We start from the raw sequence: 25,550 nt of genomic DNA, 5'->3' as shown, positions 1-25,550 counted from the left end.
TCATTTTTTTCGTTTCCAGTTTTTAAGCTGCATTTAAGTTTGCCTTTCTATACTTCATTCTTGTAACCGACAGGAGGGATTGTTTTTATGAATTTTTTTAAACGAGCACTAAAAAGTACGAAAGCAAAATGGGGGCGTTCCTTGCTTTTGTTCGCCGTCTTTTCAGCAATCTTAGTATTTGTCTTAGCAGGATTGACGATTCGAAGCGCGGCCGAACAAGCGGCTTCTGACGCCCAAAAAGATGTAGGAGCCACTGTTACATTAAGTGCAGACCGGCAAGCGGCTTTCCAAAAGCAAGCATCTGAAGACGGAACAGATAGTTCAGGTACACGACCTGATCCAGGCAGTTTTTCTATGACGCCTGTATCTTTGAGTGATGCTGAAAAAATCGCAAAACTCGATAATGTCAAAAGTTATTCTTTCGAAAGCTCTGCTTCAGCCATGGCTTCTGATGGAATCACGGCAATCTCTGATTCATCTGATAGTTCAGATTCAGAGGAAAGTACTGACAGCAATGCACCAAATGGCGGCGGTATGCCAGGCGGAGGCCAAATGACACAAGCTGACTTCCAGATCAAAGGTGTTTCTTCTACAGATCAAAACAGCAGCTTTACTGCTGGAACAGCCAAAATCGTCGATGGTGAAGGAATCACTGATGAAGACAAAGATACAAATAACGTCGTGATCGATTCAACATTAGCCGAAGCAAATGATTTGGCCGTTGGAGATACATTTACGATCAGCAGTTCAGAAGATGAAGATACCACTTACGAAATGACGATCAAAGGCATCTATGAATCGACGGAATCAAGCAGCAGTATGGGCATGCAATTCAATTTCATGAACCCATCGAACACATTCTATACTTCTTATACTTTTGCTAATCAAGTAAATGGAACTGATGGTGATGACACCGTTGATTCTGCCGTTTATACATTATCTGATCCTGAAGAAATGGATAGTTTCATTAGTGAAGCAGAAAAAGTAATTGATACAGACACATTTAGTTTGCAATCCAATGATCAAATGTATCAACAAATGCTTCAACCATTGAACAATGTTGCAAGTTTCTCTAAAAATGTCGTTCTATTAGTTGCTGCAGCTGGTGTTATTATCTTGACATTGATCATCATGATCACGATTCGCGAACGCCGCCATGAACTTGGCGTCTTGCTTTCTTTAGGCGAATCACGTTTGAAAATCGTTTCTCAATTATTTACCGAAGTATTGGTATGTATGATTCTTGCATTTGGCGTGGCTGCTGTGAGCGGAAATCTCGTAGCAAATGCTGTTGGCAATCAACTGCTTTCACAACAAACAGAAACTGCACAAGATCAAACACAAACGCAAAACAATAATGGCGGACCTGGTGGAGAAATGCCTGGCGGAGGCGGCCAAGGAGGAAACAGAATGGGACAAAACAGTAACCCATTAGCTGTATCGGATGAAGTCAATGACTTGGATATTGCTGTTCAACCTGAACAATTAGGATTTTTAGCAGCTGTAGCTGTTGGGATCGGTTTATTCTCCGTTTGCCTTTCATCAATCGGGATACTGCGTTTGAATCCGCGTAAAATATTATTGAATTAAAGGAGGGATCATCTATGCTTCGAACAGAAAATTTAAGTTATTGGTATCAAACACCGCAAGAAGCACTTTATCAAGAAGTGAATCTTTCATTTGAAAAAGGAAAAATGTACGCAATCTTAGGCGCCAGCGGTTCAGGAAAAACTACCTTTTTATCACTGATCTCTGGTCTAGATACACCCAAAGAAGGAACCGTGTACTTCAACGATGAACCCTTAAATAAAATCGGTTTGCGGAACTACCGCAAAAAAGATGTATCGATCATCTTCCAATCTTATAACTTGCTTCCTTATCTTTCAGCACTAGACAATGTGTTGGCAGCTATGGAAATCTCTAAAACAAAAAAAGGCGACTACAAAAAAATCGCCCTTGAAAGTCTGGCACGTGTCGGAATCGATGAAGAAATGGCGCAAAAACGAGTGACACATCTTTCCGGCGGCCAGCAGCAGCGTGTCGCTATCGTTCGAGCAATCTGCTGCGACCATGATTTGATCGTCGCGGACGAACCAACAGGAAACCTCGACGAAGCCACCTCTCAAGAAATCGTTCAGCTGTTCCAAGAAATCGCTCATGAGCAAAACCGCTGCATCATCATTGTGACTCATGAGACTGAAGTCGCACGCAGTTGTGATGAAATCTATGAATTGAAAGATAAAGTTTTCGCGAAAAAAGAACTCAGCGAAGCAGCTTATTCTTAAAAAGCTTCTATGTCTTTCTCATTTTAGAAAAAATAAAAAAGCACGCTGCCATAGTTTTATGGCAACGCGCTTTTTTGTTAGTCAGGAAAATTATCTTTTGTTTTCGTCATCTTTGTGAGAGAATTTTTCTTTGATATTTTCAAATCCTTCTTTGATGTCTTCACCTAGGTCGCGTGCTTTTTCTTTGATATCAGCGCCTGTAGATTGTGCTTTTCCTTCGTATTCTTTTTTCTTGTCGTCTGTTGCTTTGCCGTAAGCTTCTTTACCTTCACCTGCTACTTTGTCTTTCAAGTCTTCTGAACGTCCTTTTAAATCTGCCATTGTTTATTCCTCCTTTTAATGTATCTCTAATTCCAGAATAACATTATTAGAAAAAACAGACAAAAGACATGCCTTGGATCCTTCAAGATTTTAAAGAACTGTTAAATCGTTTTCTCGAAAGTACCCCATACCTTGACTTCTTTGTTTTCCACCATCACTTTTCCTTTGGCTAATACTGTATCGATAGCGAAAGTTTCTGGATCAAGCAGACAGATATCGGCATCTTTTCCTGGTTCGATGGCTCCTTTATGTTCCAGTTTCAAGATACGTGCAGGATTTTTCGTGATTGCGCGCAACGCGATTTCTAAAGGGATCTGTTCTTTTTCTACTGCTTCTTTGATTCCGACCATCAACGCTTTAGCACTTCCAACACCCAATCCAATAAAGTGATTGTTTTCATCAAAATAAGGCAAGCTTCCTTGACCATCTGAAGTCATGGTGAAATTATCCAAAGAAACGTCTTCTTCTAACAAACGTTTCAATCCTTTGCTGAAACGTACTTCTCCATCTTCTTTTTCCCAGAAATCAGGATCTTCACTAGCAGTAAAATCGATTGTACCGCCTTTTTTCGCAAAAGCTACACAAGCTTCAAACAATTCTTCTGTTCGGTTGGCATGCGTTGGCAATAACTGTGTGATGGGAATCTCTGTTTCTTCTACTAAACGATCAAGCAATTCCAGTTTTCTTTTTCCGCCGCCTAAATGGACATTGATAACTCCGGCTTTTCCAGAAAGCATCCCGCCGACACGCGCATCCGCTGCTGCTCGAGCAAATTCTTCAAAAGTCGGTTGCGAAGAACGATGATCGGAAACGGCGATTTCTCCAATACCAATCACTTTATCGATTGCCAAGAAATCTTTGATTAGCGAATCTGTAATTGTTTTGACAGGCAGACGATAAGAGCCTTCATATACATAAGTTGTGATACCTTCTGCTTCCAGACCTTTCGCTTTGCTGATCAGGGCAACCATGTCGCGGCCTTCACCATCTGTGCCTAGACATCCGACAACTGTTGTTACCCCAGCAGTCGTTAATTGGCTTAATTGTACTTCAGGCGTACGATTTTGATAGCCGCCTTCTCCTCCTCCGCCTAAGATATGAAAATGACCGTCGATAAAACCAGGTGTCAAGATTTTCCCTGAACCGTCGATTTCTTCGATTTCCACTCCTGCAAGTCCACCAGAAATCGTTTCTTCCACAGCTGCGATTTTCCCATCAGCAATCAAAACGTCCATTTTACCTAAGTATTCAGGTGCATAGATTTCCGCTTGTCGGATAATTTTCAACATAACTTTCTCTCCTTCGTAAAACTTGAATGATTTTTATTTTCGGAAACAAAAGCTGGCTTTACTTCCAAGAAACTTATCTGATACAGACAAATTTCTTTTGAAAATAAACCAGCTTTCGGAAATTCCTTGGATAACAAATGTTTCATCAAGGATTTTGTGCTATTTTTCTTTAAATCAGTTTCGCTTACTGCAAGCCGATCGCTATAGCAATCATGATAAAGATCGTTCCCAAGATAAACAAGAATCCTTGCATCTTGATTTGGAATCTTGCCCATTTTGCCCATTCGATCCGAGCAACTCCCAGTACACCAATCAAGCTGGCTGAAACAGGAGTGAACGCATCCATGAAACCAGAACCTAACTGGTAAGCCAATACAGCGATCTGTCTTGAAACCCCTACTAAATCAGCAAGCGGTGCCATGATTGGCATTGTTAAAGCTGCTTGTCCAGAATTGGATGTTACAACTAAATTGAACAAGCTTTGGAAAATATACATTGCCCAAGCACCGATCGCAGCTGGAACGCCTGTCAATACTGTGCCAATACTATGAAGTACAGTGTTCAATGCAGAAGGTACTGAAGCATCCGATCCGCCTAAAACAAGCAAGATCCCTTTCGCCATACCTACAACAATTGCTGTTCCTGCTAAATCAGAAGCTCCAGATTGGAAAGAAGAAGCAATGTCGTTGATCTTCATTCCGTTTAAGTCAAAAATAACAGCAATGATCCCAGCTACTAGACCCATCACAAAGAATTGCGAAGCGATTTCTGGAATGTAATATCCTTTTTGAGTAACGCCCCAAATGATCCAGATTAGTACGACAAGCATTTCAATCAAGATCAGTCCATGACCAAATGTGAATTTGGTATTTTCTTCTGTCGTTTTTTGGATATGTGTTCTGAAATATTCATCAGATTTATGTGTTAATGAGCTTTCTGGATTTTTTCTCACTTTTTCAGCATAGACCATCAAGTAAACAGCGGATAGACCAGTAACGATTACCCACATGATCAAACGGAACGTAGCACCTGAAAGCACCGGTATTCCTGCGATCCCTTGCGCAACGGCGACACTGAAAGGACTCATCCAGGATGTTGCATTCCCTATTTGGGAGGCAACATACGTGACGGTCACCGCAACAATCGAGTCATAACCTAACGCAATCACAAAAGGAACCATGACCATAGAGAAAGGAATAACTTCTTCTGCCATCCCAAATGTTGCTCCGCCAAATGAAAAGGCAAAGAACAATAACGGTAAAGCAAGTCTTTCTAATCCGCGCGTTTTACTGATAAACGCATAAATCCCTGCATCGATAGCACCTGTCTGCATGATGATCCCAAAAGCTCCGCCAACCACCAAGATCAATGCGGCAATACCGACTGCTGAGCCATATTTATCACCTGAAACCAAACCTTCAAATACAAAGTTCAAGAAACCAAAACCGCCAAAATCATCTGTTCCCCAAACTTTTGCTGTTTTATGAAGCTTTTTAGAAGTGTCATAGATTTTATTCCCATATTGATCGTATAGTACGTCATCTGTTAAAGAGATTTCATCTAATTTTTCCTGAGTCAGATTTTTTTCACCAGCTGCCAAAACTTCTTCCAGTCCTTTTTCAGGGACATCTAACGCTTCTCTTTCTGATGGATTATCTTGCAATTCTTCTAATTGATCAAAAACATATCCTTTATCTAATTCATAAGCATAACGGAATGAGTCCTGACGCAAAACAGTTCGGGTACTCGTTTCCCCATTCGCATCTTTATATTCGATTTCCTGTGTACTGAATTTACCGGCTGGAACAAGAAACGTCAGCAGCCAAGCGAAGATAACAACGCCAAAAATAATGACATATGTGTGGGGCGTCCGCATTTTAGTAAAATCCAGCATCTTTTTCCCCGATGAAGAGTCTTTACTCACATTTTAACTTCCTTTCCCTTTGTCTTTGCTATCCCTTGAATAAAAAGTGGATAAACTATAGATATTATACATGAAAAAATTTTTTATCACATTAGTAATTTATTAAAAAAAGAAAATTCACTGGTTTTGCAAGACGGTCATCCATCAGAAAAAATGTCGTTAGAATCAAAGAAATTTGCAAAGAGCAATCTCGCTCAATGTTTGTTTTTCTAGGTGTTTTTTTATTTTCCTTCTCAACTCGATGACGATTTTTCATTTAGATTGACGGAAATTTGTGAATTTTTTCAAATTATTTATTATAAAAATCCATTATTTATGTATATTTGAAGGTTTTTGACGAATTCTTTTTTTAATAGGAAACAAACTTCGTTGCACAAACTATAACAATTGTATTATAATATAGTAGTAAAGAGTTTTGGGGAAGACTCTTTCGCCAACGTGTATAAAGAGTCGGGCTGCTTTTATCCAATTGCAATCTGGCTCTTTTCCGTTTCTGCGGATATTTTTTTGTTCAGTAAAATTGAACCGTTTTCTTTTTTTGCTGCTATGTTTTTTTCTGCGCTTCTCTCTTTTCCCTCATCCATTTCCTCCTTGTTCCATAAATTTCCCAAAAAACTATTTTTTGTTCCATGATATTTCACTGAATTATGTCTCCTTTCTTTCTCTTTCTTTCCTATAATTTGTGCGAATGACAAAGCTTTTTTTCAACACTTCCCATTTCTAGGCTTTTTTACTGTATATTTTTTTACTTCTATACTTTTTCCTAAAAACAGAAACTAGTGATTTTTTCTTATTTTTTTCATTTATTCGAAAAAACAGGAATTTCGAGAAGAAAACCACCATTTTCCTATTATTTTTTGTGCATATATCATCCTCTTTTTGTATTTTATGCGAAATTTTATACAATTAGCTCAAAATATACATATTTAAAAGAACGCATTGAAAAAACAGCAGAAGTAAAAAATACAAGAAACGTGTTATTTTACTTCTTTTTTCTATCATTTTATTTTAATAAACGCGTGTTGTAATACAAAACATAACAACGCTAAAACACTTGATAAATAAAGTTTTATATTGTCTTGACATATTAGAAACAAATGAAATATTCTTCAGTTAAGCGATTTATTGAAAAACGCAAGCGTCATAAAAAATCGTTATTATTTGACAGCAAACCTATTCCAATATAACATTCAGCTAACGTTTTGCTAGCGACGTTCCACAAAACGAATAGGAGTTGTTTCATCATGATATCAAAGAAAAAATATGATTTGGATTATCCTTACACATACGGAGAGAAATCTGAATTCGATCTATTTGCTTGGTTCAAGATTTTCTCTATTGCCATTTTGGCCTTCTTTACTCTTAGTTTCTTTTTCGGTGATGTTGTCGATTTATTACGTGATTCTTTTCCAACGCTCATCAAAAAATACACCATTGAAATCACTATTTTCTCTGGGATTCTCTATTTATTGATGAATCTTGCTGGATTAGAATGGGCTGCGAAGAAAAATTGGAAGCTTTTGTTTAAAAAACTGACTTTCAAAGATTTGAAAATCGTGATTGGTTTTACGATCTTAACTTTTCTTGTCAGCATTCTAATAGACGGCCATCTGTTCCAATGGATATTCGGAGTAAACGCAAAAAACCCAGTAGTCGCGTCAGATGTTACCCTTACTGCGACTATCACAACCCTTATAGAGGCCTCATTCCAAGTGGTCGGCGAAGAGTTTGTAGCGATTATTCCGTTTCTGCTCGTTGTAAGTTTAGGAAAAAGATTACATTTTAGCCAAACACTTACACTGGCTATAGCTATCGTGATTTCGTCCTTGATTTTTGGCATGGCACACACGTGGACTTATGGAGGTTTGCTGCAAGGAATCGTAGCTGTCTTTTTCAGTCGAATCGTAATGACTATGGCTTATGTAAAAACGAAAAATCTGTGGGTAAGTTATCTTGTCCATTATCTATTTGATTCAATCTCATTTTTACTAACTTTTTGGGCAGCCACACATTTGCATATGTAATTAAAAAAATCAATTATTTTAATAGAATCGGAGTGATATACGTTGTTGACTTTATATATTTCCCCTAGCTGTACCTCTTGCAGAAAAGCACGGGCATGGTTAAAAGCACATGATATTCCATTTAAAGAAAGAAACGTTTTTGCGCAGCCTCTTGATAGTGCTGAATTGAAAGCGATATTAAAAATGACAGAAGACGGAACAGAAGAAATCATTTCAACTCGTTCTAAAGTTTTCCAAAAATTGGATATGGATCTAGATGATCTTTCATTAAAAGAACTTGTAGAACTTGTTCAAGAAAATCCAAGTTTGATCCGTCGTCCTATTATGGCCGACAGCAAACGTCTGCAAGTCGGTTTCAATGAAGAAGATCTTCGCCGTTTCCTTCCTCGCGATGTGCGCAAAGTAAAATTTAGAAAAGCGCAATTGATTGCAGGGATGGCAGGAATATAACAAGAATCATTTAGCGTTATTTTCTTTAAATGAGAATAGCAAAAAAGAGCTGCGGCAAATGCTGCAGCTCTTTTTGTGTAGAGTGTTTTTTCAGCTTGTTCATAAAGCTAGTTTTTTCGACATTAACTCAAAATTTCGCAAAACATGAAAAGCTGTTTTACGAAATTCTTCTTTAATGCTCGGAGCTGAGCGGTTCATTCACGACCTCTTACTTCAACTGTTCCTTCAACAGACTTTGCACTCGTTCAAGTTCTGCTGCATCAACTTTTTGGTAAGAGATTCCTTGCTCGCCAGTTGTCCCATCTCCAGTAAAGCCTTCTCCTGCTAATTGCTGCGTATCGATCGTTGTTAATGCAGCATTGTAATTTTTCGCTAATGTTTGGAGTGTATCCCAAGAAACATCTGTTTTGGCATTTTCACCTAAGACATTCAGTATATCTGGGTAATTTGTCAATGTATTGACGGATTTCATTTTATCGATGATGCCCGAAATGACTTGACGTTGGCGTTCTTGTCTTCCGTAATCTCCATTTGGGTCCTCATAACGCATGCGAGAATACTTCACTGCATCTTCTCCATTTAAATGCAGATCGCCGATAGCAAAATCTGTCCCATCATAACTGAAAGCCAAATTGTTAGTGACATTTACACCATCAACTGCATCTACGAGGTCTTTCATTCCCTTCATGTTGATTTCGGCATAGTGGTCGATCGGGATATCCAGCAGATTCTCAACAGTCGCAATAGCCATAGGAATACCACCATATGCGTAGGCATGGTTGATTTTGTCTGATTTGTTTTCTCCCACGATCTCCGTATACGTATCACGGGCAATGCTGACTAAGGTCGTCTTTTTGGTTTTAGGATTGACAGTTGCGACCATGATCGAATCAGAGCGTCCTTGTTCTGTTCGGCCAAAATCCCCTGTATCTACACCCAACAGCAAAATCGAAAACGGTTGGCCAGCCTCATAATCAACGTTTCCTTCACGTTTGGAATCACTGATGCGATCCACTGTTTCATAGGTTTTGTCAGCAGCAGATTTGACATCAAAATAAACTTTCCCTGCGTAGACGCCTACTCCTGCAATAAGGACAAGCAAAATCCCCAAAAGCCATAAAAAGACTTTTTTTCCTGCACTCATGCGTTTTTTCTCTCTTCTCATAAGGTTCTCCTTTTAATAGTGCTCGCTAAAAATAACGGTTTTTATTAATGCATATTAAAAGTACCAAACTCTTTAAAAGGTTTCAACGCCTTTGGAAATAACTATGGACATTCTTAATAAAGCTTGCTTAATTTCTAAGAGTCCCGATTCCAGCCAAACGAAAAGCTTCGAAAATATCATTGAAATCAGATTTTTGTATAACACTTTCATTTTCAATCTCAGCTAAAATAACCGACAAAGCAGGCAGCTTTTCATTTTGCGTATAGATTTCTAAACAAATATCGCCCGTTTTTCGGTTGGCTGTCTTAGGAATCGCAGCACCCCAGCGATAGGTTGCTGCTATGCTTAGATTTGTCGTTCGTCTGGCTGTTTTTTGAACACAATAAGCTTCGACAGCAGCAAAAGGGATTTTTAAAACCGTATCAGCTTGGATCGTTTCTTCTTTTGAAAGAAAAAGCAGTTTTTCTTGATAATCAAAACCAAGGTAGTTCCATTCATCTGGACCTAACAAATATTCTGGTATTCCTCGGAACGATTTATGCAAAGAAATGGACTGATTTTCTGTCCCGAACAGTTGATTCCTTTTTCGATAGAAATGGGCTGTTCCTTCTCCCTCGAACTTCCGGTAGCCGTTTTTAGCGGCACGATAGATCCCCCACAGACAAACCGCGGCAATAAATCCCCAAGCAGCGGCTTCCGCTAACAACTTCTCTGAATGGAAAACTTTTCCAGACAGAAGATGCAAAAGAGAGTAGCTGCGATAAATACTGTAACAAAAAACACCCAAGCATAAAACAGCGGCTGCACCCTCCATGAGCAGCTGTCCTCTTCTTTTATTGTCAGCCATCGCGCGTTCCTCCCGTTTTCTTTCAGTATATCATTTTCTCTTATTGTCAGGAGGAGCTGTACTATAATTTTTCCATCGTAAAAAATAAGATTTGCTGAAGCAGAAGCATGGTGGAAATAGCTGTTGTCCCACAAACAGCAGTATTTTTCTGGGGAAGCAGCAGAACCTTGTCTTCCAATTGAGCATAGTTATCTAAGATCAAATCTGCATATTCAAATAACCGCAATCCGCTGCTGTGCTTTGATTTAAGACTTCTTGATAAATCAAACCCTGTCACAAGGATCAGCCGGCAGCCCTTTTGTTTGATCCATTGCGCCAACTCGATACTTGCGGGATTCCTGCCTTCATTTGACAACATTAGAAACACATCTTCACTTTGACAAACGATTTCCTCGATAACTGGTGTGCCTGCACCCTCCAATTGCTCATATCGTCCATTCGCTGGATTTTTGATAAAAAAACCAGGGATTTCTTGCGGCAGCTGCTGAAAAAAATCAAAGGCTGTACCAGATAAGCTTCGGTCAGCAAAAATCTGCAGGCGGCCGCCTAAATGGATCATCTCTGCGATCCATTGGCTTGCTTGTTCCATCAGCGGCTCTTCAACTCTTAATTGTCTTTCCAATTTTTGACAATAATCAAAATAAACCAAACTCATCTTTCTCACCTCTGCTTAAAAATTGATCGCTAGGGGTGGAATTTTCCCAATATATTAGGTACAATTATTAAGGTCGATGTGCACACATTGACTATGGCAAGATGATCGAGTCAGCGCGTACTGACTCTTTCATTCCCCGATGCCCAGCGCCAACTGGGTATCGGGGAGCCTTTTTTTTTCGACCAAATTTCCCAAGCAAATCATCGTAAACGAATAGATAGAAGAAAGCAACTCTTCAGCTGAGCTGCTGCAGCCACTCAGTCAAGCGATCATTAGGGGAATGTTTTGAAAAATGACTGCAACAAAAAAAGGATGGGGCAGCCGCCCAATCCTTTGACATCAAAACAAGCAATTTTTGGACAAGCTCCGCCCATCCTTCAATAAAAAATCCGCTGAAAACACTCCAGAAATAAACAGAGACACCAGAAAACCAGTCAATAATCTTCGGTCTCTTTCTGCCTTTTCAAAATAGAATGTTCCAAGACTTTTCATTAAATAACAAAAACCACTTATATTTAACAGCCGTTTGATTGTTCAGCGCGTACTGACCATTCAACTCTTCAAAACACCAGCGCCAACTAGTGTATTTAAAGTCTGAGTTATTTTCTTCTATCCTTCTTTATTTTCCTTGAAAAACAATGGAAAGTCAATGATAAATCGCGAAAAATCCACTGTCTGTCTTCTTGAACAAAAAAAAGAAGCTTAGGAAAATTACCAGCTTCTGGAGATTTATTATTCGGACATCCTTGTTCTTATTTTGGAAAAACAGAGATCCAGCTGCTTCAGCAAGCAGCAGAATCATTTATTTTTCAAAAGTCCGACAATAAAATAACAAACTTATACAAAGTTCAAATATTGTCTTCTCCAGCCCCTCTTCTTCGTGCACGGCGATGTCGGCTGCTTCGTGTATTCCGGTTTCTTTTTCCTCGTTTGATTTTTCTTTCTGTATAGCGGAAGTAGAAAAACAGATAGAAGACCGCAAATACACCAGCAAAAATCAATGCAGCTATTCCGCCAAATAAAATTTGGACGATCAAAGCAGCAATGGCAACAGAGGCAGCGTACCAAATAAAAATCAGCAAACGTTCTTTTCTTTTGACCATTTGATACATCGTAAATAAGCTGACAGCTAAAAATGGCAGCAAAATAAGCCAATTATATCCTTCGACCATCCACTGAAGGGCGTTTAATAATGTCTGTGCAATCGTTATTAATACTCGCATAGATCATTCACTCTCTCTTTAACTATTTTTTTGATCGATTGATTTTCATCGAAAGACTTTTCGTTTCATTCTACTACGTTTTTCCTTTTTCGTCTTCTTTTTTATTCGTATAATCGATTTCTTTTGAACAGTTTAAAGAAAAATTAAACCGATGTTCTTTGGTATGAAAAAACAAATCTCGCTAATCTATTGTTAGAAGACTCTTTATTTTTAAAGGCATTTCGCTATCTTTCGTTGTAACAAAGTTATTTAATACAAGATATCTTATGCTTGCTGCACAAAAACAGAGCTGGCAGCTGCCAGCTCTGTTTTTCTTGATTTTAATAATCGAATTGACGATAATAACGACGGATTTCTAATGGATGGCAATTCAATTTTTCAACATGTGCGTCGATTCTTTGTGTAACTGCATGCATCAACAAGAATGAAAGAACGCGGCCGCGGAATTTTTCACTGATTCCTTCTACTGGATAATCTTTCGTATCGATCAGCGTATAATTTCCGCAGATTCTTGGTAAAAGATTTGCGACCCGTTCTGCTAATGGACGTTGTTCATCTTCTCCTAAGAATAGTGTGACTGGTGTCGTCTCGTCAACGATTTCCAATGTTCCATGAAGGAATTCTGCAGCATGGATCGATTTCGAACGTAACCAGCTTTGTTCTTCCCAATAACACATCGCATAAGAGTAAACGGCGCCCCATTGATTGCCGGCACCAATGAAGTAATGCATTGCATCATGACGATGTTTTTCTGCGAAAGCTTGCCCAAATGCATCTGCTTGTTTTTCCGCTTCTGCCAAACCAACAGCAAGTGATTGTTCTAGTTCTTGGTAATATTCTTCATAGTCCTCGAATTCACCATTTTTTTGCATCAGACGATCCGCAATCATAAAGAATTTGATTTGTTCGGTTCCTGGTGCCGGATAAGTGATGACGTGGTCGCAAAGTTCTGCCAACGGACTGCCTTCTTTATCGATAAACCCAACTAAAACTGCACCGACTTTTTTGATTTCTTTGACTGCTTGCACTACTTCTTGGGTGGTTCCTGTGACAGAAGAAAGAATAACTACGGAATCTTTTGTTAAACGTTTATTTCCTGTTGTATAGTATTCAGCTGCGTGCTGCACATAAGCTGGCAAGCTGCTTTTTCCAGTAATATAAGTGACTGCTTGCATTGCCGAAGCATATGTCCCGCCAATCCCTAAGTAATAAAGAGCATCGAATTTACGTTCATATAAAAGATCCGCGATTTTTTCTACTTCTGGACGTAAAGCTAATGCACCATTGATATCTTTGATTTGTTGTTCTTCGTTAAATTTCAACATTTCTTTCACCTCTATAGTTTGCTTTTTAATACTTGATCAAAATCTTCAAAAATCTTTTTATTTAAATCGATACCTTTAGCTGTGGCGATTTTATAGGCCAAAATCTGATAAGGAATGACCAATGCCAAGACAGAAAAATATTCATGACAGTTGATGTCTAAGGATAATTGACCTTCCTCGTTTGTTTTTTCTGTGGTGATCGTTAATGCTTTTCCAATATGCGGTTCCATATAGGCAGCTAATTTACGTGAACGGGCTAAATTTTCGCTGGCTGTCTCTGTAAAAAACAGAATGTGTGAAGAATTTGCTTCCAAATATGGGCCATGCATATATGCTTCTAACTCAAATCCTTGTGAAGGAACACGGACAGTTTCAGTAAATTTTGTTTCAAATTCTTTGGCTGTTCCCCAGTTTGGGCCGTAGCCGATCGCAGCAAAGCGCTGGGCAATTTTGAACAGTGCTTCGTTTTGTTCAAAAAAGGTTTCTGTTTTTTGGATGATCGCTGGTATTTCTTGAATCAATTGTTCCAGTTGTTTTTTATAAGATGCTAATTCTTCATCTGATAAATGCTGTTTTTGCCAACCAATTGCTAAGCCCAAAAGAATCAGCTGCAAAACAGTCGCACTATACCCTTTTGTCACAAAACCGACTTTTTCGATCCCGATACTTAAGTCAATGACCTGCTCTGCTGCTTCCACGATGGGACTTTCCAAGTCGCTCGTCAGTGCAATCGTCTGGATGCTTGTCTCTTTTAAACCAGCCAGTGCATCGACTGTCGAGGCACTTTTCCCGCTTTGTGAGACAGCAATAACTGTATCCACCGCTTTGGGAAGATGGCCGTAATGATTGAAATGATAGGGTTCTTGGATTTCGACAGTCACGCCGCCAAAAGATTCCAACGCATTTTTTGCTGCCAAGCAAGCATTATTAGAAGAACCTGTTGCTAAGATCAATACGGAATCTGCTTTAGCCAACTTATTTTTGGAAAAATCATAATTCGTTAAAATTTTGGATAATACTTCTTTTTCTTCCTTGATATAGTCAAACATCGTAACCAATGTCATAACCTCCTTTTAGAAAAGACCAATAAGTGAACCTAAAATACCTACTACAGCTAACCCTAAAAGGATCATCAATGGTTTCACTTCTTTTTTCAGCAAATAGAATACTGCACCAAATGCACCGAGCGAAAGGATCTGCGGAACGATATCGTCAAAAATACTTTGTACCGTTACGGCGTTGTCTCCAGTACCGATTTTTAACGGAATCGAGATATCGATCATTGTTGCCGTCATGCCGCCTACAACCATCAATCCAATGATCGAAGCGCCTAATGTCAAACTATCCATCATTCCGTTTTCTTGGATTTTCTTCAAGAATCCTGTACCTAATTTGTAGCCCCAGCCTGTCGCTAAGTAGCGAAACAAGATATGCGGGATGTTGAAAATCAAAAGGAACAAAATTGGTCCCAAAATATTCCCCTGCAAGGCTAATGAAGTACCTACACCTGTGGCGATCAGCCGCAATGTGCCCCAGAAAAAGGAATCACCAATACCAGCTAAAGGACCCATTAATGACGTTTTGATACTATCGATTGCAGTAACATCAAAGTCTTTGTCATGGATATTTTCTTCTTCCATCGCTGCATTGATCCCGAGAATCAGCGTCACGATATGTGGTGTCGTATTGAAAAATTCTAAATGGCGTTTCAGTGCAGAAGCCATTTCTTCTTTTGTATGATAGAGTTTTTTCAAGATAGGAATCAGTGCATAGACATACGCCATGTTCATTTGACGTTCATAATTCCAAGAAAATTCCATTTGAAAAGAGCGCCAGAACACCTTATTCAAATCTTTTTTTGTAATTTTATTTTGATCATCAGAAGTCTTCATCTTCTCCCACCTCCACTGCTGTTGTTGGACCAGATCCTCGAACATTCATGATATTGACGACAACTACTGCTGTAATCGCTCCGAAAATCGCGATCCCAGTTACTGGAATTTCAAGATAAGCGGCTAACGCAAAACCTAAAAAGAAATACGGCGCCACTTGTTTATTGATCAAAAGTCGTGCCAGCATCGCAAAACCAAGGGCTGGAATCAAGCCCGTTGCTACGGACAAACCATTTTGAACAAAATCAGGAATCATCTCTAATAAATTACCAATTGTTTTGCTTCCTACCATGAAGGAAATCATTACCACAAGACCTAGCATAAGCGAAAGACCAAATCCTGCCGTCAAATGCATCCGCTCGACACCTTTGAAGTTTCCTTCTTCCGCGTAATCATCCGCTTTGTGGTTCATGATTGGTATCAATAGTCCTAAATAAATATTTTTTAAAATCAGTGTCAATGTTGCGATCGGAAGTCCTAATAATAACGCTGTTTCTGTTCCTGCTCCTGCAGTGATTGCAAAAGCTGTTCCTAAGATCCCGCCAGTTACGACATCTGGCGGAATCGATGCGCCAACGGAGAATGAACCAATAAATGCTAATTCGAGCGTAGCGCCCATGATGATCCCAGTTTTGATGTCGCCTAAAACGATTCCGGTAAAGAGTCCTGTAACGATCGGACGCGATAATAAGGAGGTTCCTAATGCGTATTCAGACTGGGCAACAAAGGCAACGATTCCCAAAAGTACAGCTTGTAAAATCATGTTCCCACTACCTTTCTATCTCTTATAACACCTCTGAAGCATAAATTTTCTTGTCTGTAGGTACTTGGCGAATTTCTACTTCAATATCTTTGGCTGCCATTTTCTTCAAAAGCTCTTCTTCTTCCGGCAATACATTGACTGCTTTGCCAATACTTTTCGTTCCTTCTTTTGCCTTGATCCCTCCTAGATTGATATGTTTGATTTCTGGATACGCTTCTGCCATTTTATAAGCATCTTCAATCGACTCAACGACAATAAAGAGTTTGTATTTATCTGTAACGCCGCTTTGCAGTGCAGCAATTGCGTCGTCGATCGATTTGATGACCAGTTTCACGCCCTGAGGTTTTGCGAGTTTGATGGTTGTTTTGCGGATCTCATTTTGCGGAACATCATTGTTTGCAATCAAAATACAATCTGCTCCTAGGTTTTGAGTCCAAGAAAAAGCGACTTGTCCGTGTAATAAGCGATGATCGACTCTTGTTAATAAAATCATGATGTTTTCCCTCCTAGAATTCTTCTTCTTCTACTTTTTTGTGGACACTTTCATTGCAAAATTGAATGGTTTGCTTGGAATTTATTAATGTCTGCTGGATCGTCTGCTCGATAGAATCGGCTGTTTCGATCTGCGCTGCTAACTCGATCAGAAAAGGAAGATTTAACCCAGCGATCAGATAAAGATTCGGCTGATGGATGTAACGCAAAAATTCGTTATTGACACTGCCGCCAAAAATATCTGTAATAATGATCAATTCTTGTTCTTTATATTGTTCCATCATTTGTTCGACTGTTTGTGCCAAATCAAATGCTGGGGTTGTGTAACAGTCCAATGCGATGATAGTTGTTTTTCCATAAATCAGTTCCATCGAGTCCAAGATCCCAGATGCAAATTTTCCATGGGATGCCAGAATAATCTTACGTTCCATTTGTTTCACCTCTTTCACTTATATAAAAAGCAAGATGCGTGCCAAAAATAGTGGCGCGCATCTTGCTTTTTTAAAATTCTTCTTCAATCCCAATCATATCAGCAGTTTTGAACAAAATATCATAAATATAAGCGATTTCAGATTCAGGGATTTTGACACTGTAATGCTCCTCGATGACACTAAAAGATTGTTTGATCCATTGCAGCCTTTCTTTTTGACACTGATAGAGTGTGTCATAGCCAAGATAGGTCTCGATGGGCATATTGCGGATCAACCGTTCAATCAGACAGCTGACATGGACATACAGCGAAACTTTTTTCGGATTGGTGAGCACTGCTTCTGCCTTATTTTCCAACTCCCGCATAAACAAATCGATTTCTTTCATGACTTTTTCGGTATCCAAAATTGTTACAGAATCGATCACTTTTTCTAAAGAGAAATTTCGGATCAGATTGCTGTTGAAAATCTTTTTTTCTTCGGCTGTCATAATTGGATCAAGCCAGTCATCTAGGATCATAGGCGCCGCTTCTGAAATAAGCTCTTCTAAAGAGAGATAATCCACCGCTTCGATTTTTGGATTGGCCGTACCGATGATCCCGAGTACATCATACATAGAAAAAACAGGCTCACTGCTTTTTTTGTTTCTCAAAGTATCATAGTCATAAGGCAAAATCTCCAAGTCACTGGTTGCCGGCAAGCTTTTTTCCAACAAACTGCTGATATGTGCTGCTGTACCGATGCCAGTGAAACAAGTGGTGATCAATGCTTTTGTTTTGTTGGCTTTCGGGTAAATCAATTCCCATTCTGTTTTTGTTTGTTCGACTAGTGCGGCCAGTGTCTCATCTAATGAACGTTTTTCTTGAAGCAATTCTCCGCAAGCTAAAACAGTAGGCGTGGATACGTTGTTCATGATTGCAATAGGTGCAGATAACTGTTTGGGAAAAAATTGATAGATTTCTTTCAAAGAACCCATATCGACCAAAATAACCAGCCCATTCGAAATATCATTATTCTCGCTGTAATCCAAAATTTCTTCTGAGATATCTTCCGGCGTAACATCTAAAGGCATATCAAAAGATTCGAAAATGTCTTTTCCTAGCAGCCGATTTGCTACATTTGCCATACTGCTGGCGGTTGCATAGCCATGAGCAGCTACGATTGCTTTAGGCATTCGTGCTTCTCTCGTCCAAGTACTTTTTCTCAAATAAAGCGTAAGAAGTATTTTGTCGATCGCCGACACATCCAGATCCAGTTTCGGCTGACACAGTTCAAGAATCCTTGTCACGTAATTGTAGCTGGAAGCGTAAGTTTCTGACACTTGGCGTTCTAGTTGTTTGACCTTTTGCGCAATGGCTGGTTCTTCAGGATGCCATTTGATCGAACCGCGCTGATACAGATAATAACTAATGGCATAGACACTGTTTCCGTCAAATTTGATTTGGTAAGCAGATTCCATTTGCTTTAATGTTTCTCGAACGTATTGGGTCAAGTAAACCAGCAATTCTTGTTTTTGCTGGCGACCTGTTTCAAATAAAAGAAAATCAAATAATTGGATTACTTCTTGTTTGATTTTCTCTTCGCAAGGCAAAATCTGACAGTTGTTTTTTTGATATTCGACTAAGATTCTTTCAAAACAAGTCAGTATCCGCCGCTGTTCTGGCTGATTTTTTTCCATCAATCGTTCTAAACTGCTATTTTCTGTAATAATGATTGATTGCGGACCAGGAAGCTGGACACTTGTATGAGAAAGTTTCAACAGATGTTCTTGCAGATGATGGATCGTCACATCGATTGTTGAACGATCCTTTTGCAGCGAAAAAGCTCTGGCAGCAGTGACTTTCACGCTGTTTTTTAATTCACCGATATTCCCTGAAAAATTTTGGCTCGCTAATAAGTTCAACACTTGGCCGCTGATATGGAGCGGACGTTGGATTTTCTTTTGTTCTCGAATAAAAAAGGAATAAATCAGTTCCAAGCGTTCATTTCGGCTGCGCTCTGCTAAAGAAGGCAACTCGATTTTGATGGGAATTCTGCGAATAAAAGTTGTCAGAAAACTACTGGTCAATTCTTCTGTCGTAGCAAAAAAGAGACGCGTTTTCACAGGTCGCGGCTGATTGGTGTCCCCCATTCGATAAATCACACCTTGGTCAAGGTAGGTAAATAATTTTTCTTGACCTTCCGCATTCAATCGATGGACCTCATCAAGAAATAAAATCCCGCCATCAGCTGCTTCAAATGCCCCTTTTTTATCGGAACTTGCGCCAGTGTAAGCTCCAGCCACATGACCAAATAAATTACTGGACAACAATTCTGGATTGTTGGCATATTGGGCACAGTTCAATGTAATCAATGGTGCGGATTCATCAATCAGTTCTTTTTGAAGGCAATATTGATGGATCAAATTGACAAGGTAGCTTTTCCCTGTTCCGCTTTCTCCGTTGATCAAGACAGGCAAGCCATTTTCCGGATAATACAATGCTGTCTTGATCTGCTCAATGATTGGACTGAGACTTTTGTCGTGGCCAATCAGTAAAGAAAACATTTCCTGTTCCTGACCAAAAAGCGGTCGTTCTTTCTGGATTTCCTCTACGGAAGAATAAAAGGCATGTTTGATGGCAAAAAATTGTTTTTCAAAGGCTTCTTTATGAAAATAGACGACTGGACGCGAATTGATTTTGACAAGCTGATGCTCTTCATTCAACTGGTTTAAATAATGGCTAATGGTGTTTCGTTTTACTTGGAATAATTCTGCTAATTTTTTTGCTGTAAAAATCTCATCAATTGCAGACAAATCGATAAAAGCTGTTTGATTCTCTAAATAATCAAGTAATTCTTGTTTAAGCATTCTCTCACCCCTCTTAATAATAGAAAACGATTTCTTTTTGTCAAGACGATTTGGCAGAAATCAATAGAAAGAAAAGAAGCTGGAGCATCCAAGGATCTTTCCCTTAGATAACTTCAACTTCTTTTATGACCTGCTGTAGTTTAGTTCATGATTGTGACTTTTACCTGACGGCGTCCCCAGGCAATACATTCCGCAATTGTCGTGAAATGGACGTCAATGATATTTCCTTTGATTGCACCGCCTGTATCTGCAGCAATCGCCATGCCGTAGCCTTCTACGTGAACGATCGTATTCAAAGGGATCACTCTTGGATCAACCGCTACTACGCGAGGATTGACATGCAAATCTAAGCCAGTTGCTGTGATATGTCCCATCCCTGGTTCAGCAAATGAATACGCAGTGGATTCCATCATTCTTGTCGTACCGCTGCTTGGTTGCCCGCCAGTATCATTTGGCGTATTTTCAGGTTGGGCGGGAACAGAGACTGGTTCATTTTTTGGTTCTTCTGATGCTGTTTCAGCAGATGCAGCTGTTTCTGCTTCCTCAGCTGCTTTTCTCTCTGCTTCTTGCGCTGCTTCTCGGCGTTCTGATTCTTTTCGTTCCGCTTCTTTGCGCTCGGCTTCTTCGCGTTCCGCTTTTGCCTGGCGTTCGGCTTCTGCCCGTTCTTTTTCTTCACGTTCTCTTTCTAAACGTGTGCGTTCAGCTTCTTTATTTTTCGCTATCTGACTCAATGTATTTTCGTTTTCAGCCAGCTGCTGTTTTAAATTACCGATTTTTGAATCGAGAGACGCTGCTTCTGTTTCTAATGCTTTGCGGCTTTCTTCTAGAGCATTTTTTGTCTGCTCTAATTCTGCTTTTAGCGAAACAGATTTCTCACGCTCTTCGTCCAAACTGCTGATTTTGGTTCTTTCTGCTTGGTGCAGCACAGTCATCGCATAGGCACGGCTGATGAATTCTGTTAAAGAACTAGACTCCAGCAAGATATGTAGATTCCGCTTATTGGGATTGTTCAATTGAACTTCTTTCATTCGTTCTGCAACGACAGCTTTACGCTGTTCGATCATTTCTTCTGTTTGTGTGATCTCTGCTTCTGTTTGCTGGATGACAGTTTCGCTTTCAGAAATTTTTGCTTTGATTGCTTCTACTTCAGCGTATTTGCTATTGACATCATCTAATGCGATTTGAACAGAGACACTGCTTCTGTTTCTAATGCTTTGCGGCTTTCTTCTAGAGCATTTTTTGTCTGCTCTAATTCTGCTTTTAGCGAAACAGATTTCTCACGCTCTTCGTCCAAACTGCTGATTTTGGTTCTTTCTGCTTGGTGCAGCACAGTCATCGCATAGGCACGGCTGATGAATTCTGTTAAAGAACTAGACTCCAGCAAGATATGTAGATTCCGCTTATTGGGATTGTTCAATTGAACTTCTTTCATTCGTTCTGCAACGACAGCTTTACGCTGTTCGATCATTTCTTCTGTTTGTGTGATCTCTGCTTCTGTTTGCTGGATGACAGTTTCGCTTTCAGAAATTTTTGCTTTGATTGCTTCTACTTCAGCGTATTTGCTATTGACATCATCTAATGCGATTTGAACAGAGACACTGATTTCCTCGCCTTGGCGTTTTGCGGTTTGCTCTTGCTGTGTCAACGAATCAAGAGAATCTGCTTGGGCCAATAAAGGAGATGCCAAGTTTGCCGATAACAAAACAGCAACCATGGCAAATGTACTTTTTTTCACGAACGACAACACCTTTCTTCCATTATATATTTATTTGCTGACTTAATTATACAAGTGGAAAGAAGGAAAAGGATTTCATGCAGGTTACATTTTGTTACATTCTCCCTTTCGAATAAACACAAACCCTTAGTTACAATTGTTATCTAACGTTTTTTGGATAAATGAACCTCCGAACTTGTTTATACATCTGTCATTCTTTTTGTCATGGATTCGTAACATTGTCATTTTTTAGATTTGTTCAATGATTCACTTTCCGCTTATTTAGAAATTCATTCTTCTTTCATAACTTTTTGTTCTCTTTTCATTCTAATTTTCTTGCGCTAAAATAAAACAGTACTTATTTATATGTAAACAAACAATGCACCACTTAGGAGGAAATTTATGCTCTATTTATTGCGTTATGCAAAAAAATACCGCAAACAGATTATTTTGGGGCCTCTTTTCAAATTTCTTGAAGCTGTTTTTGAATTGGTCTTGCCTTTGATGATGGCTTATCTTGTCGACCATGGTATCCAAAGAAATGACCAGCATACGGTGATCGAAATGGCGGTTTGGATGGCTGTGATGTCTTTGGTTGGTCTGCTTTGTGCAATCATCTGTCAATATTATGCTTCGGTTGCTTCTCAAGGGTTTGGGACAGAACTTCGAAATCAGCTGCTGAAAAAAATCAACACCTTTTCCCATGCTGAATTAGATTATTTTGGAACAGATACGTTGATTACTCGGATGACGAATGACATCAATCAGCTGCAATTGGCTTTAGCTATGGTTATTCGATTGCTGATCCGAGCGCCTTTTTTGAGTATTGGTTCTGTCGTCATGGCTTTTGTTATTGATTGGCAAGCTGGATTGTTCTTCCTGCTGCTTTTACCGATTTTTGCAGTTATTTTATATTTGATCATCAAAAAAACGATTCCTTTATATCAAAAAGTCCAACAAAAATTAGACAGTATCAATGAATCTGTCAGTCAAAATTTAAGCGGTGTCCGCGTGATTCGTGCGTTTGCGCGTACCAAAACAGAAACACGTTCTTTCGATCAGCAAGCAGATGATTTATCCAATACTTATTTGCGTGTCTCAAATATCTCTGCTTTATTGACGCCTGCTACCACATTGATCATGAACCTTGGCATTATCGGTTTATTGACAGTTGGCGGAATCAAAGTCAACATTGGTTCGTTGCAGCAAGGTCAAGTTCTTGCATTGATCAACTATATGAACCAAATGCTTCTTGCATTGATCGTTGTCTCTAATTTGGTCGTGATTTTTACTCGTGCGGAAGCTTCTGGAAATCGGGTGAAAGAAGTTTTAGGCAAAGAAAGCTCGATCACTGATCCAGAAAAACCGTCTGAACCAACAGAAAAAAGCACGGCAATTATCCAATTCGACCATGTCGATTTCCGTTATACCAAAGACGCTGGTCTTGCATTACGCGATTTAACTTTTTCTATTGAACGAAAAAGTGTGGTTGGTATTATTGGACCAACTGGGAGCGGAAAATCTTCTCTGATCCAGCTGATCCCTCGTTTCTATGATGTCAGTGCTGGTGAAATAAAAATCGATGGTCTAGATGTTCGTCAATGGCCTCTTTCAACATTACGAAAAAAAATCGCAATCGTTCCTCAGACTTCTGTCTTGTTCACAGGATCGATCCGGGAAAATTTGCAATGGGGAAAAGAAGATGCCTCTGATGAAGAATGTTGGCAAGCATTAGCAACTGCTCAAGCTGCCGAATTTGTTCGTCAACTTCCTGAAGGTCTGGATACGTTGGTGATGGAAAACGGGAAAAACTTCTCTGGCGGTCAAAAACAACGTCTAACGATTGCCCGCGCATTGATTGCAAAGCCTGAAATCTTGACTTTAGATGATTCATTGAGTGCACTTGATTATCAAACAGATCTTGATCTTCGTAAAGCACTGCAAACAGATTTGGATTGCACTGTCCTTATTATTTCGCAAAGAATCCGTTCGATCCAAGAAGCAGAAACGATCTTGGTCATGGAACGAGGCGCGATCTTAGCCCAAGGTACCCATCAAGAACTACTGGATCAATCAGCGGAATATCAAGCAATCGCTGCTTCACAGGAGGATGAATGATGATCAAACCGAAAAAGAATCTTTTAACAACACTTAGACGTTTTTCTCCTTATTTGACTGCTTATAAAAAAGAACTATGGGTCGCAGTTATTTTAGGGATCATAAATGGCGCTGCTACGGTCACGATGACTTTACAGATTGGGAAAAGTATTGATCAGATGATTGGTAAAGGCTCTGTGGATTTTTCTGAATTATCTCAGCTTATCTTCCTCTTTGCCGGTATCGTCGTAGTCAATGTCATCAGTCAGTGGCTGATCCAAGTTTTCAGCAACCGGCTTGCTTACTTGTCGATTGCCAAACTTAGACAGGACAGCTTTGACCATTTGAATAAACTGCCACTGCGCTATTATGATCAAACACCTCATGGTACGATCATCAGCCGCTTCACAAATGATATGGATAATATATCGATTGCGACTGCTGCTACGTTCAATCAGCTTTTTTCTGGGGCAGCAATGATCGTATTATCGTTCATTTTCATGATTATGTTGAGTCCGCTTTTGACACTTGTTGTTTTGTTGTCTACCCCGATCATCTTTTTCGTCAGCTGGGCTGTCACTCGTGCTTCGCAAAATGATTTTACGAACCAGCAAGCTATCATCGGTGATATTTCGGGTTTTATCACAGAACGTATTGGAAACCAAAAAATCGTTAAGATCTTTCGCCAAGAACAAGCAAGTCAGGATAAATTTGAAGAAGTAAATACATTGTTGTATAAAAAAGGGCAGCGCGCGCAATTTTCTTCTTCATTAACCAATCCAATCTCACGTTTTATTGATCATGCCGCTTATCTTATGATTGGTTTGGTTGGTGGTCTGCTGGCTTTAAATGGCCATTCAGCGATTACAGTAGGTGTGATCTCAAGTTTCACGATCTATTCAAGCCAGTTTTCGAAACCGTTTATCGAACTTTCAGGTATCACGACCCAAATCCAAACAGCTTTAGCTGGTTTGGAAAGAGTGTTTGATCTAATGGATCAGCCAGTGGAAACCCCTGACGTTCCCCATGCTGTTTCTTTGCGTCCAAGCGAGATCAAAGGCGAAGTTGCTTTCAAAGATGTCTACTTCTCTTATGTACCTGAACAGCCATTGATCGAAGACTTTACCTTCACTGCAAAATCTGGACAAACGATTGCGATCGTCGGAAAGACAGGTGCAGGAAAATCAACACTGGTCAATCTTTTGATGCGTTTCTACGATACAGATAAAGGAACGATCACTATTGATGGAACAGACATCCGAAACATAAAACGCGAGGAATTACGAAAAAGTTTTGGAATGGTCTTACAAGATACTTGGCTTTTCGATAACACCTTGCGAGCCAATTTGCGCTATGGAAATCCGGAGGCTAGCGATGAAGAAATCTATGAAGCATTGAAACGTGCGTATATGGATGACTTTGTACAGCGATTGCCAGAAAAATTAGACACGAAAATCGGCGGACATGGTTTGAAAATCTCTGATGGCCAACGTCAGCTCCTTACAATCGCACGCACGATGATCAGTAATCCGCCAATGCTGATTTTAGATGAAGCGACCAGTTCTGTTGATACATTGACGGAGAAAAAAATCCAACAGGCCTTTCTCGCAATGATGGAAGGAAAAACCAGTTTCGTGATTGCGCATCGGCTTTCCACCATCAAAAATGCGGATCAAATCCTGGTAATGGATCAAGGACAAATCGTTGAAATGGGTTCCCATGAAGAGCTTCTTAAACAAGAGGGTTATTATCATCGTTTGTACCAAGCACAATATCAGCGTTCTTGATTATTTTAAATTTTTTGTACA

General features: G+C 39.6%; 23 protein-coding genes. 6 read left to right on the top strand and 17 right to left on the bottom strand.

Annotated elements, in window-relative coordinates:
• Positions 1-87: 87 nt before the first annotated feature.
• Positions 88-1,590 carry an ABC transporter permease gene (locus tag IGI64_RS03115; protein WP_429939448.1) on the top strand — a complete coding sequence of 501 codons (1,503 nt, stop codon included), beginning with the start codon at positions 88-90 and terminating at the stop codon, positions 1,588-1,590.
• 14 nt (positions 1,591-1,604) lie between these two features.
• Positions 1,605-2,285 carry an ABC transporter ATP-binding protein gene (locus tag IGI64_RS03110; protein ID WP_429939447.1) on the top strand — a complete coding sequence of 227 codons (681 nt, stop codon included), beginning with the start codon at positions 1,605-1,607 and terminating at the stop codon, positions 2,283-2,285.
• Positions 2,286-2,375: 90 nt separating this feature from the next.
• Here the strand turns inward: IGI64_RS03110 and IGI64_RS03105 are convergent, their stop codons facing one another.
• The 4 genes from IGI64_RS03105 to IGI64_RS03090 form a co-directional block, all read right to left on the bottom strand.
• The gene (locus IGI64_RS03105; RefSeq protein WP_016625752.1) at positions 2,376-2,606 is read right to left on the bottom strand and encodes a CsbD family protein; all 231 of its coding nucleotides are present in this window, start codon (positions 2,604-2,606) and stop codon (positions 2,376-2,378) included.
• 101 nt (positions 2,607-2,707) lie between these two features.
• Positions 2,708-3,892 (bottom strand): beta-aspartyl-peptidase, encoded by a 1,185-nt coding sequence (gene iadA, locus IGI64_RS03100; RefSeq protein ID WP_429940746.1) that lies wholly within the window; start codon positions 3,890-3,892, stop codon positions 2,708-2,710.
• Between the two features lie 187 nt (positions 3,893-4,079).
• The gene (gene yfcC, locus IGI64_RS03095) at positions 4,080-5,819 is read right to left on the bottom strand and encodes a putative basic amino acid antiporter YfcC (protein ID WP_034860830.1); all 1,740 of its coding nucleotides are present in this window, start codon (positions 5,817-5,819) and stop codon (positions 4,080-4,082) included.
• 461 nt (positions 5,820-6,280) lie between these two features.
• Complete coding sequence (locus tag IGI64_RS03090; protein WP_429939446.1) at positions 6,281-6,460, bottom strand: hypothetical protein; 180 nt, start codon at positions 6,458-6,460, stop codon at positions 6,281-6,283.
• 603 nt (positions 6,461-7,063) lie between these two features.
• On the opposite strand from IGI64_RS03090, the gene IGI64_RS03085 reads away from it, so the two are divergent.
• Both IGI64_RS03085 and spx read left to right on the top strand, forming a co-directional pair.
• Positions 7,064-7,843, top strand: coding sequence for a CPBP family intramembrane glutamic endopeptidase (locus IGI64_RS03085; protein ID WP_429939445.1), 780 nt, complete (start codon positions 7,064-7,066; stop codon positions 7,841-7,843).
• Positions 7,844-7,885: 42 nt separating this feature from the next.
• Positions 7,886-8,293 carry a transcriptional regulator Spx gene (spx, locus tag IGI64_RS03080; RefSeq protein ID WP_034860836.1) on the top strand — a complete coding sequence of 136 codons (408 nt, stop codon included), beginning with the start codon at positions 7,886-7,888 and terminating at the stop codon, positions 8,291-8,293.
• A gap of 208 nt (positions 8,294-8,501) precedes the next feature.
• On the opposite strand, the gene IGI64_RS03075 is transcribed toward spx, so the two are convergent.
• The 13 genes from IGI64_RS03075 to IGI64_RS03015 form a co-directional block, all read right to left on the bottom strand.
• Positions 8,502-9,437, bottom strand: coding sequence for an LCP family protein (locus IGI64_RS03075; RefSeq protein WP_429940745.1), 936 nt, complete (start codon positions 9,435-9,437; stop codon positions 8,502-8,504).
• A 148-nt stretch (positions 9,438-9,585) separates the two neighbouring features.
• Positions 9,586-10,305, bottom strand: a complete 720-nt coding sequence (locus tag IGI64_RS03070; protein ID WP_429939444.1) for a hypothetical protein — start codon at positions 10,303-10,305, stop codon at positions 9,586-9,588.
• Positions 10,306-10,366: 61 nt separating this feature from the next.
• On the bottom strand, positions 10,367-10,960 hold the full coding sequence (locus IGI64_RS03065; RefSeq protein ID WP_429939443.1) for an SIS domain-containing protein: 594 nt from the start codon (positions 10,958-10,960) through the stop codon (positions 10,367-10,369).
• Between the two features lie 848 nt (positions 10,961-11,808).
• Positions 11,809-12,183, bottom strand: coding sequence for a hypothetical protein (locus IGI64_RS03060; RefSeq protein ID WP_016625765.1), 375 nt, complete (start codon positions 12,181-12,183; stop codon positions 11,809-11,811).
• Between the two features lie 320 nt (positions 12,184-12,503).
• On the bottom strand, positions 12,504-13,508 hold the full coding sequence (locus IGI64_RS03055; RefSeq protein ID WP_429939442.1) for an SIS domain-containing protein: 1,005 nt from the start codon (positions 13,506-13,508) through the stop codon (positions 12,504-12,506).
• 11 nt (positions 13,509-13,519) lie between these two features.
• On the bottom strand, positions 13,520-14,566 hold the full coding sequence (locus tag IGI64_RS03050; RefSeq protein ID WP_429939441.1) for an SIS domain-containing protein: 1,047 nt from the start codon (positions 14,564-14,566) through the stop codon (positions 13,520-13,522).
• 15 nt (positions 14,567-14,581) lie between these two features.
• Positions 14,582-15,400, bottom strand: a complete 819-nt coding sequence (locus IGI64_RS03045) for a PTS system mannose/fructose/sorbose family transporter subunit IID (RefSeq protein WP_016625768.1) — start codon at positions 15,398-15,400, stop codon at positions 14,582-14,584.
• Positions 15,387-16,163, bottom strand: coding sequence for a PTS mannose/fructose/sorbose/N-acetylgalactosamine transporter subunit IIC (locus IGI64_RS03040; RefSeq protein ID WP_016625769.1), 777 nt, complete (start codon positions 16,161-16,163; stop codon positions 15,387-15,389). The genes IGI64_RS03045 and IGI64_RS03040 overlap by 14 nt, the downstream gene beginning before the upstream one ends.
• A gap of 22 nt (positions 16,164-16,185) precedes the next feature.
• On the bottom strand, positions 16,186-16,656 hold the full coding sequence (locus tag IGI64_RS03035) for a PTS sugar transporter subunit IIB (protein ID WP_016625770.1): 471 nt from the start codon (positions 16,654-16,656) through the stop codon (positions 16,186-16,188).
• Positions 16,657-16,669: 13 nt separating this feature from the next.
• Positions 16,670-17,086: a PTS sugar transporter subunit IIA gene (locus tag IGI64_RS03030; protein WP_429939440.1), complete on the bottom strand. Its 417-nt coding sequence runs from the start codon at positions 17,084-17,086 to the stop codon at positions 16,670-16,672.
• 70 nt (positions 17,087-17,156) lie between these two features.
• Positions 17,157-19,931 carry a sigma 54-interacting transcriptional regulator gene (locus IGI64_RS03025; protein ID WP_429939439.1) on the bottom strand — a complete coding sequence of 925 codons (2,775 nt, stop codon included), beginning with the start codon at positions 19,929-19,931 and terminating at the stop codon, positions 17,157-17,159.
• Between the two features lie 140 nt (positions 19,932-20,071).
• The gene (locus tag IGI64_RS03020) at positions 20,072-21,013 is read right to left on the bottom strand and encodes a 3D domain-containing protein (RefSeq protein ID WP_429940744.1); all 942 of its coding nucleotides are present in this window, start codon (positions 21,011-21,013) and stop codon (positions 20,072-20,074) included.
• Between the two features lie 89 nt (positions 21,014-21,102).
• Positions 21,103-21,666 (bottom strand): coiled-coil domain-containing protein, encoded by a 564-nt coding sequence (locus IGI64_RS03015; protein WP_429939438.1) that lies wholly within the window; start codon positions 21,664-21,666, stop codon positions 21,103-21,105.
• Between the two features lie 381 nt (positions 21,667-22,047).
• On the opposite strand from IGI64_RS03015, the gene IGI64_RS03010 reads away from it, so the two are divergent.
• Complete coding sequence (locus IGI64_RS03010; RefSeq protein WP_429939437.1) at positions 22,048-23,763, top strand: ABC transporter ATP-binding protein; 1,716 nt, start codon at positions 22,048-22,050, stop codon at positions 23,761-23,763.
• A 2-nt stretch (positions 23,764-23,765) separates the two neighbouring features.
• Positions 23,766-25,529, top strand: a complete 1,764-nt coding sequence (locus tag IGI64_RS03005) for an ABC transporter ATP-binding protein (RefSeq protein ID WP_429940743.1) — start codon at positions 23,766-23,768, stop codon at positions 25,527-25,529.
• Positions 25,530-25,550: the final 21 nt, after the last annotated feature.

The sequence above is a fragment of the Enterococcus sp. DIV0210g genome (genome assembly GCF_050559705.1).
Classification (GTDB): Bacteria; Bacillota; Bacilli; order Lactobacillales; family Enterococcaceae; genus Enterococcus_B; species Enterococcus_B faecalis_A.
This window is presented reverse-complemented; position numbering and strand designations above follow the sequence as displayed.

What these genes read in the sequence shown, in the direction of transcription:
- IGI64_RS03115 (WP_429939448.1), top strand. Translation starts at nt 88, where the DNA reads ATGAATTTTTTTAAACGAGCACTAAAAAGTACGAAAGCAAAATGGGGG.
- IGI64_RS03110 (WP_429939447.1), top strand. Translation starts at nt 1,605, where the DNA reads ATGCTTCGAACAGAAAATTTAAGTTATTGGTATCAAACACCGCAAGAA.
- IGI64_RS03105 (WP_016625752.1), bottom strand. Translation starts at nt 2,606, where the DNA reads ATGGCAGATTTAAAAGGACGTTCAGAAGACTTGAAAGACAAAGTAGCA.
- IGI64_RS03085 (WP_429939445.1), top strand. Translation starts at nt 7,064, where the DNA reads ATGATATCAAAGAAAAAATATGATTTGGATTATCCTTACACATACGGA.
- IGI64_RS03075 (WP_429940745.1), bottom strand. Translation starts at nt 9,437, where the DNA reads ATGAGTGCAGGAAAAAAAGTCTTTTTATGGCTTTTGGGGATTTTGCTT.
- IGI64_RS03070 (WP_429939444.1), bottom strand. Translation starts at nt 10,305, where the DNA reads ATGGCTGACAATAAAAGAAGAGGACAGCTGCTCATGGAGGGTGCAGCC.
- IGI64_RS03065 (WP_429939443.1), bottom strand. Translation starts at nt 10,960, where the DNA reads ATGAGTTTGGTTTATTTTGATTATTGTCAAAAATTGGAAAGACAATTA.
- IGI64_RS03060 (WP_016625765.1), bottom strand. Translation starts at nt 12,183, where the DNA reads ATGCGAGTATTAATAACGATTGCACAGACATTATTAAACGCCCTTCAG.
- IGI64_RS03055 (WP_429939442.1), bottom strand. Translation starts at nt 13,508, where the DNA reads ATGTTGAAATTTAACGAAGAACAACAAATCAAAGATATCAATGGTGCA.
- IGI64_RS03045 (WP_016625768.1), bottom strand. Translation starts at nt 15,400, where the DNA reads ATGAAGACTTCTGATGATCAAAATAAAATTACAAAAAAAGATTTGAAT.
- IGI64_RS03040 (WP_016625769.1), bottom strand. Translation starts at nt 16,163, where the DNA reads ATGATTTTACAAGCTGTACTTTTGGGAATCGTTGCCTTTGTTGCCCAG.
- IGI64_RS03035 (WP_016625770.1), bottom strand. Translation starts at nt 16,656, where the DNA reads ATGATTTTATTAACAAGAGTCGATCATCGCTTATTACACGGACAAGTC.
- IGI64_RS03030 (WP_429939440.1), bottom strand. Translation starts at nt 17,086, where the DNA reads ATGGAACGTAAGATTATTCTGGCATCCCATGGAAAATTTGCATCTGGG.
- IGI64_RS03025 (WP_429939439.1), bottom strand. Translation starts at nt 19,931, where the DNA reads ATGCTTAAACAAGAATTACTTGATTATTTAGAGAATCAAACAGCTTTT.
- IGI64_RS03010 (WP_429939437.1), top strand. Translation starts at nt 22,048, where the DNA reads ATGCTCTATTTATTGCGTTATGCAAAAAAATACCGCAAACAGATTATT.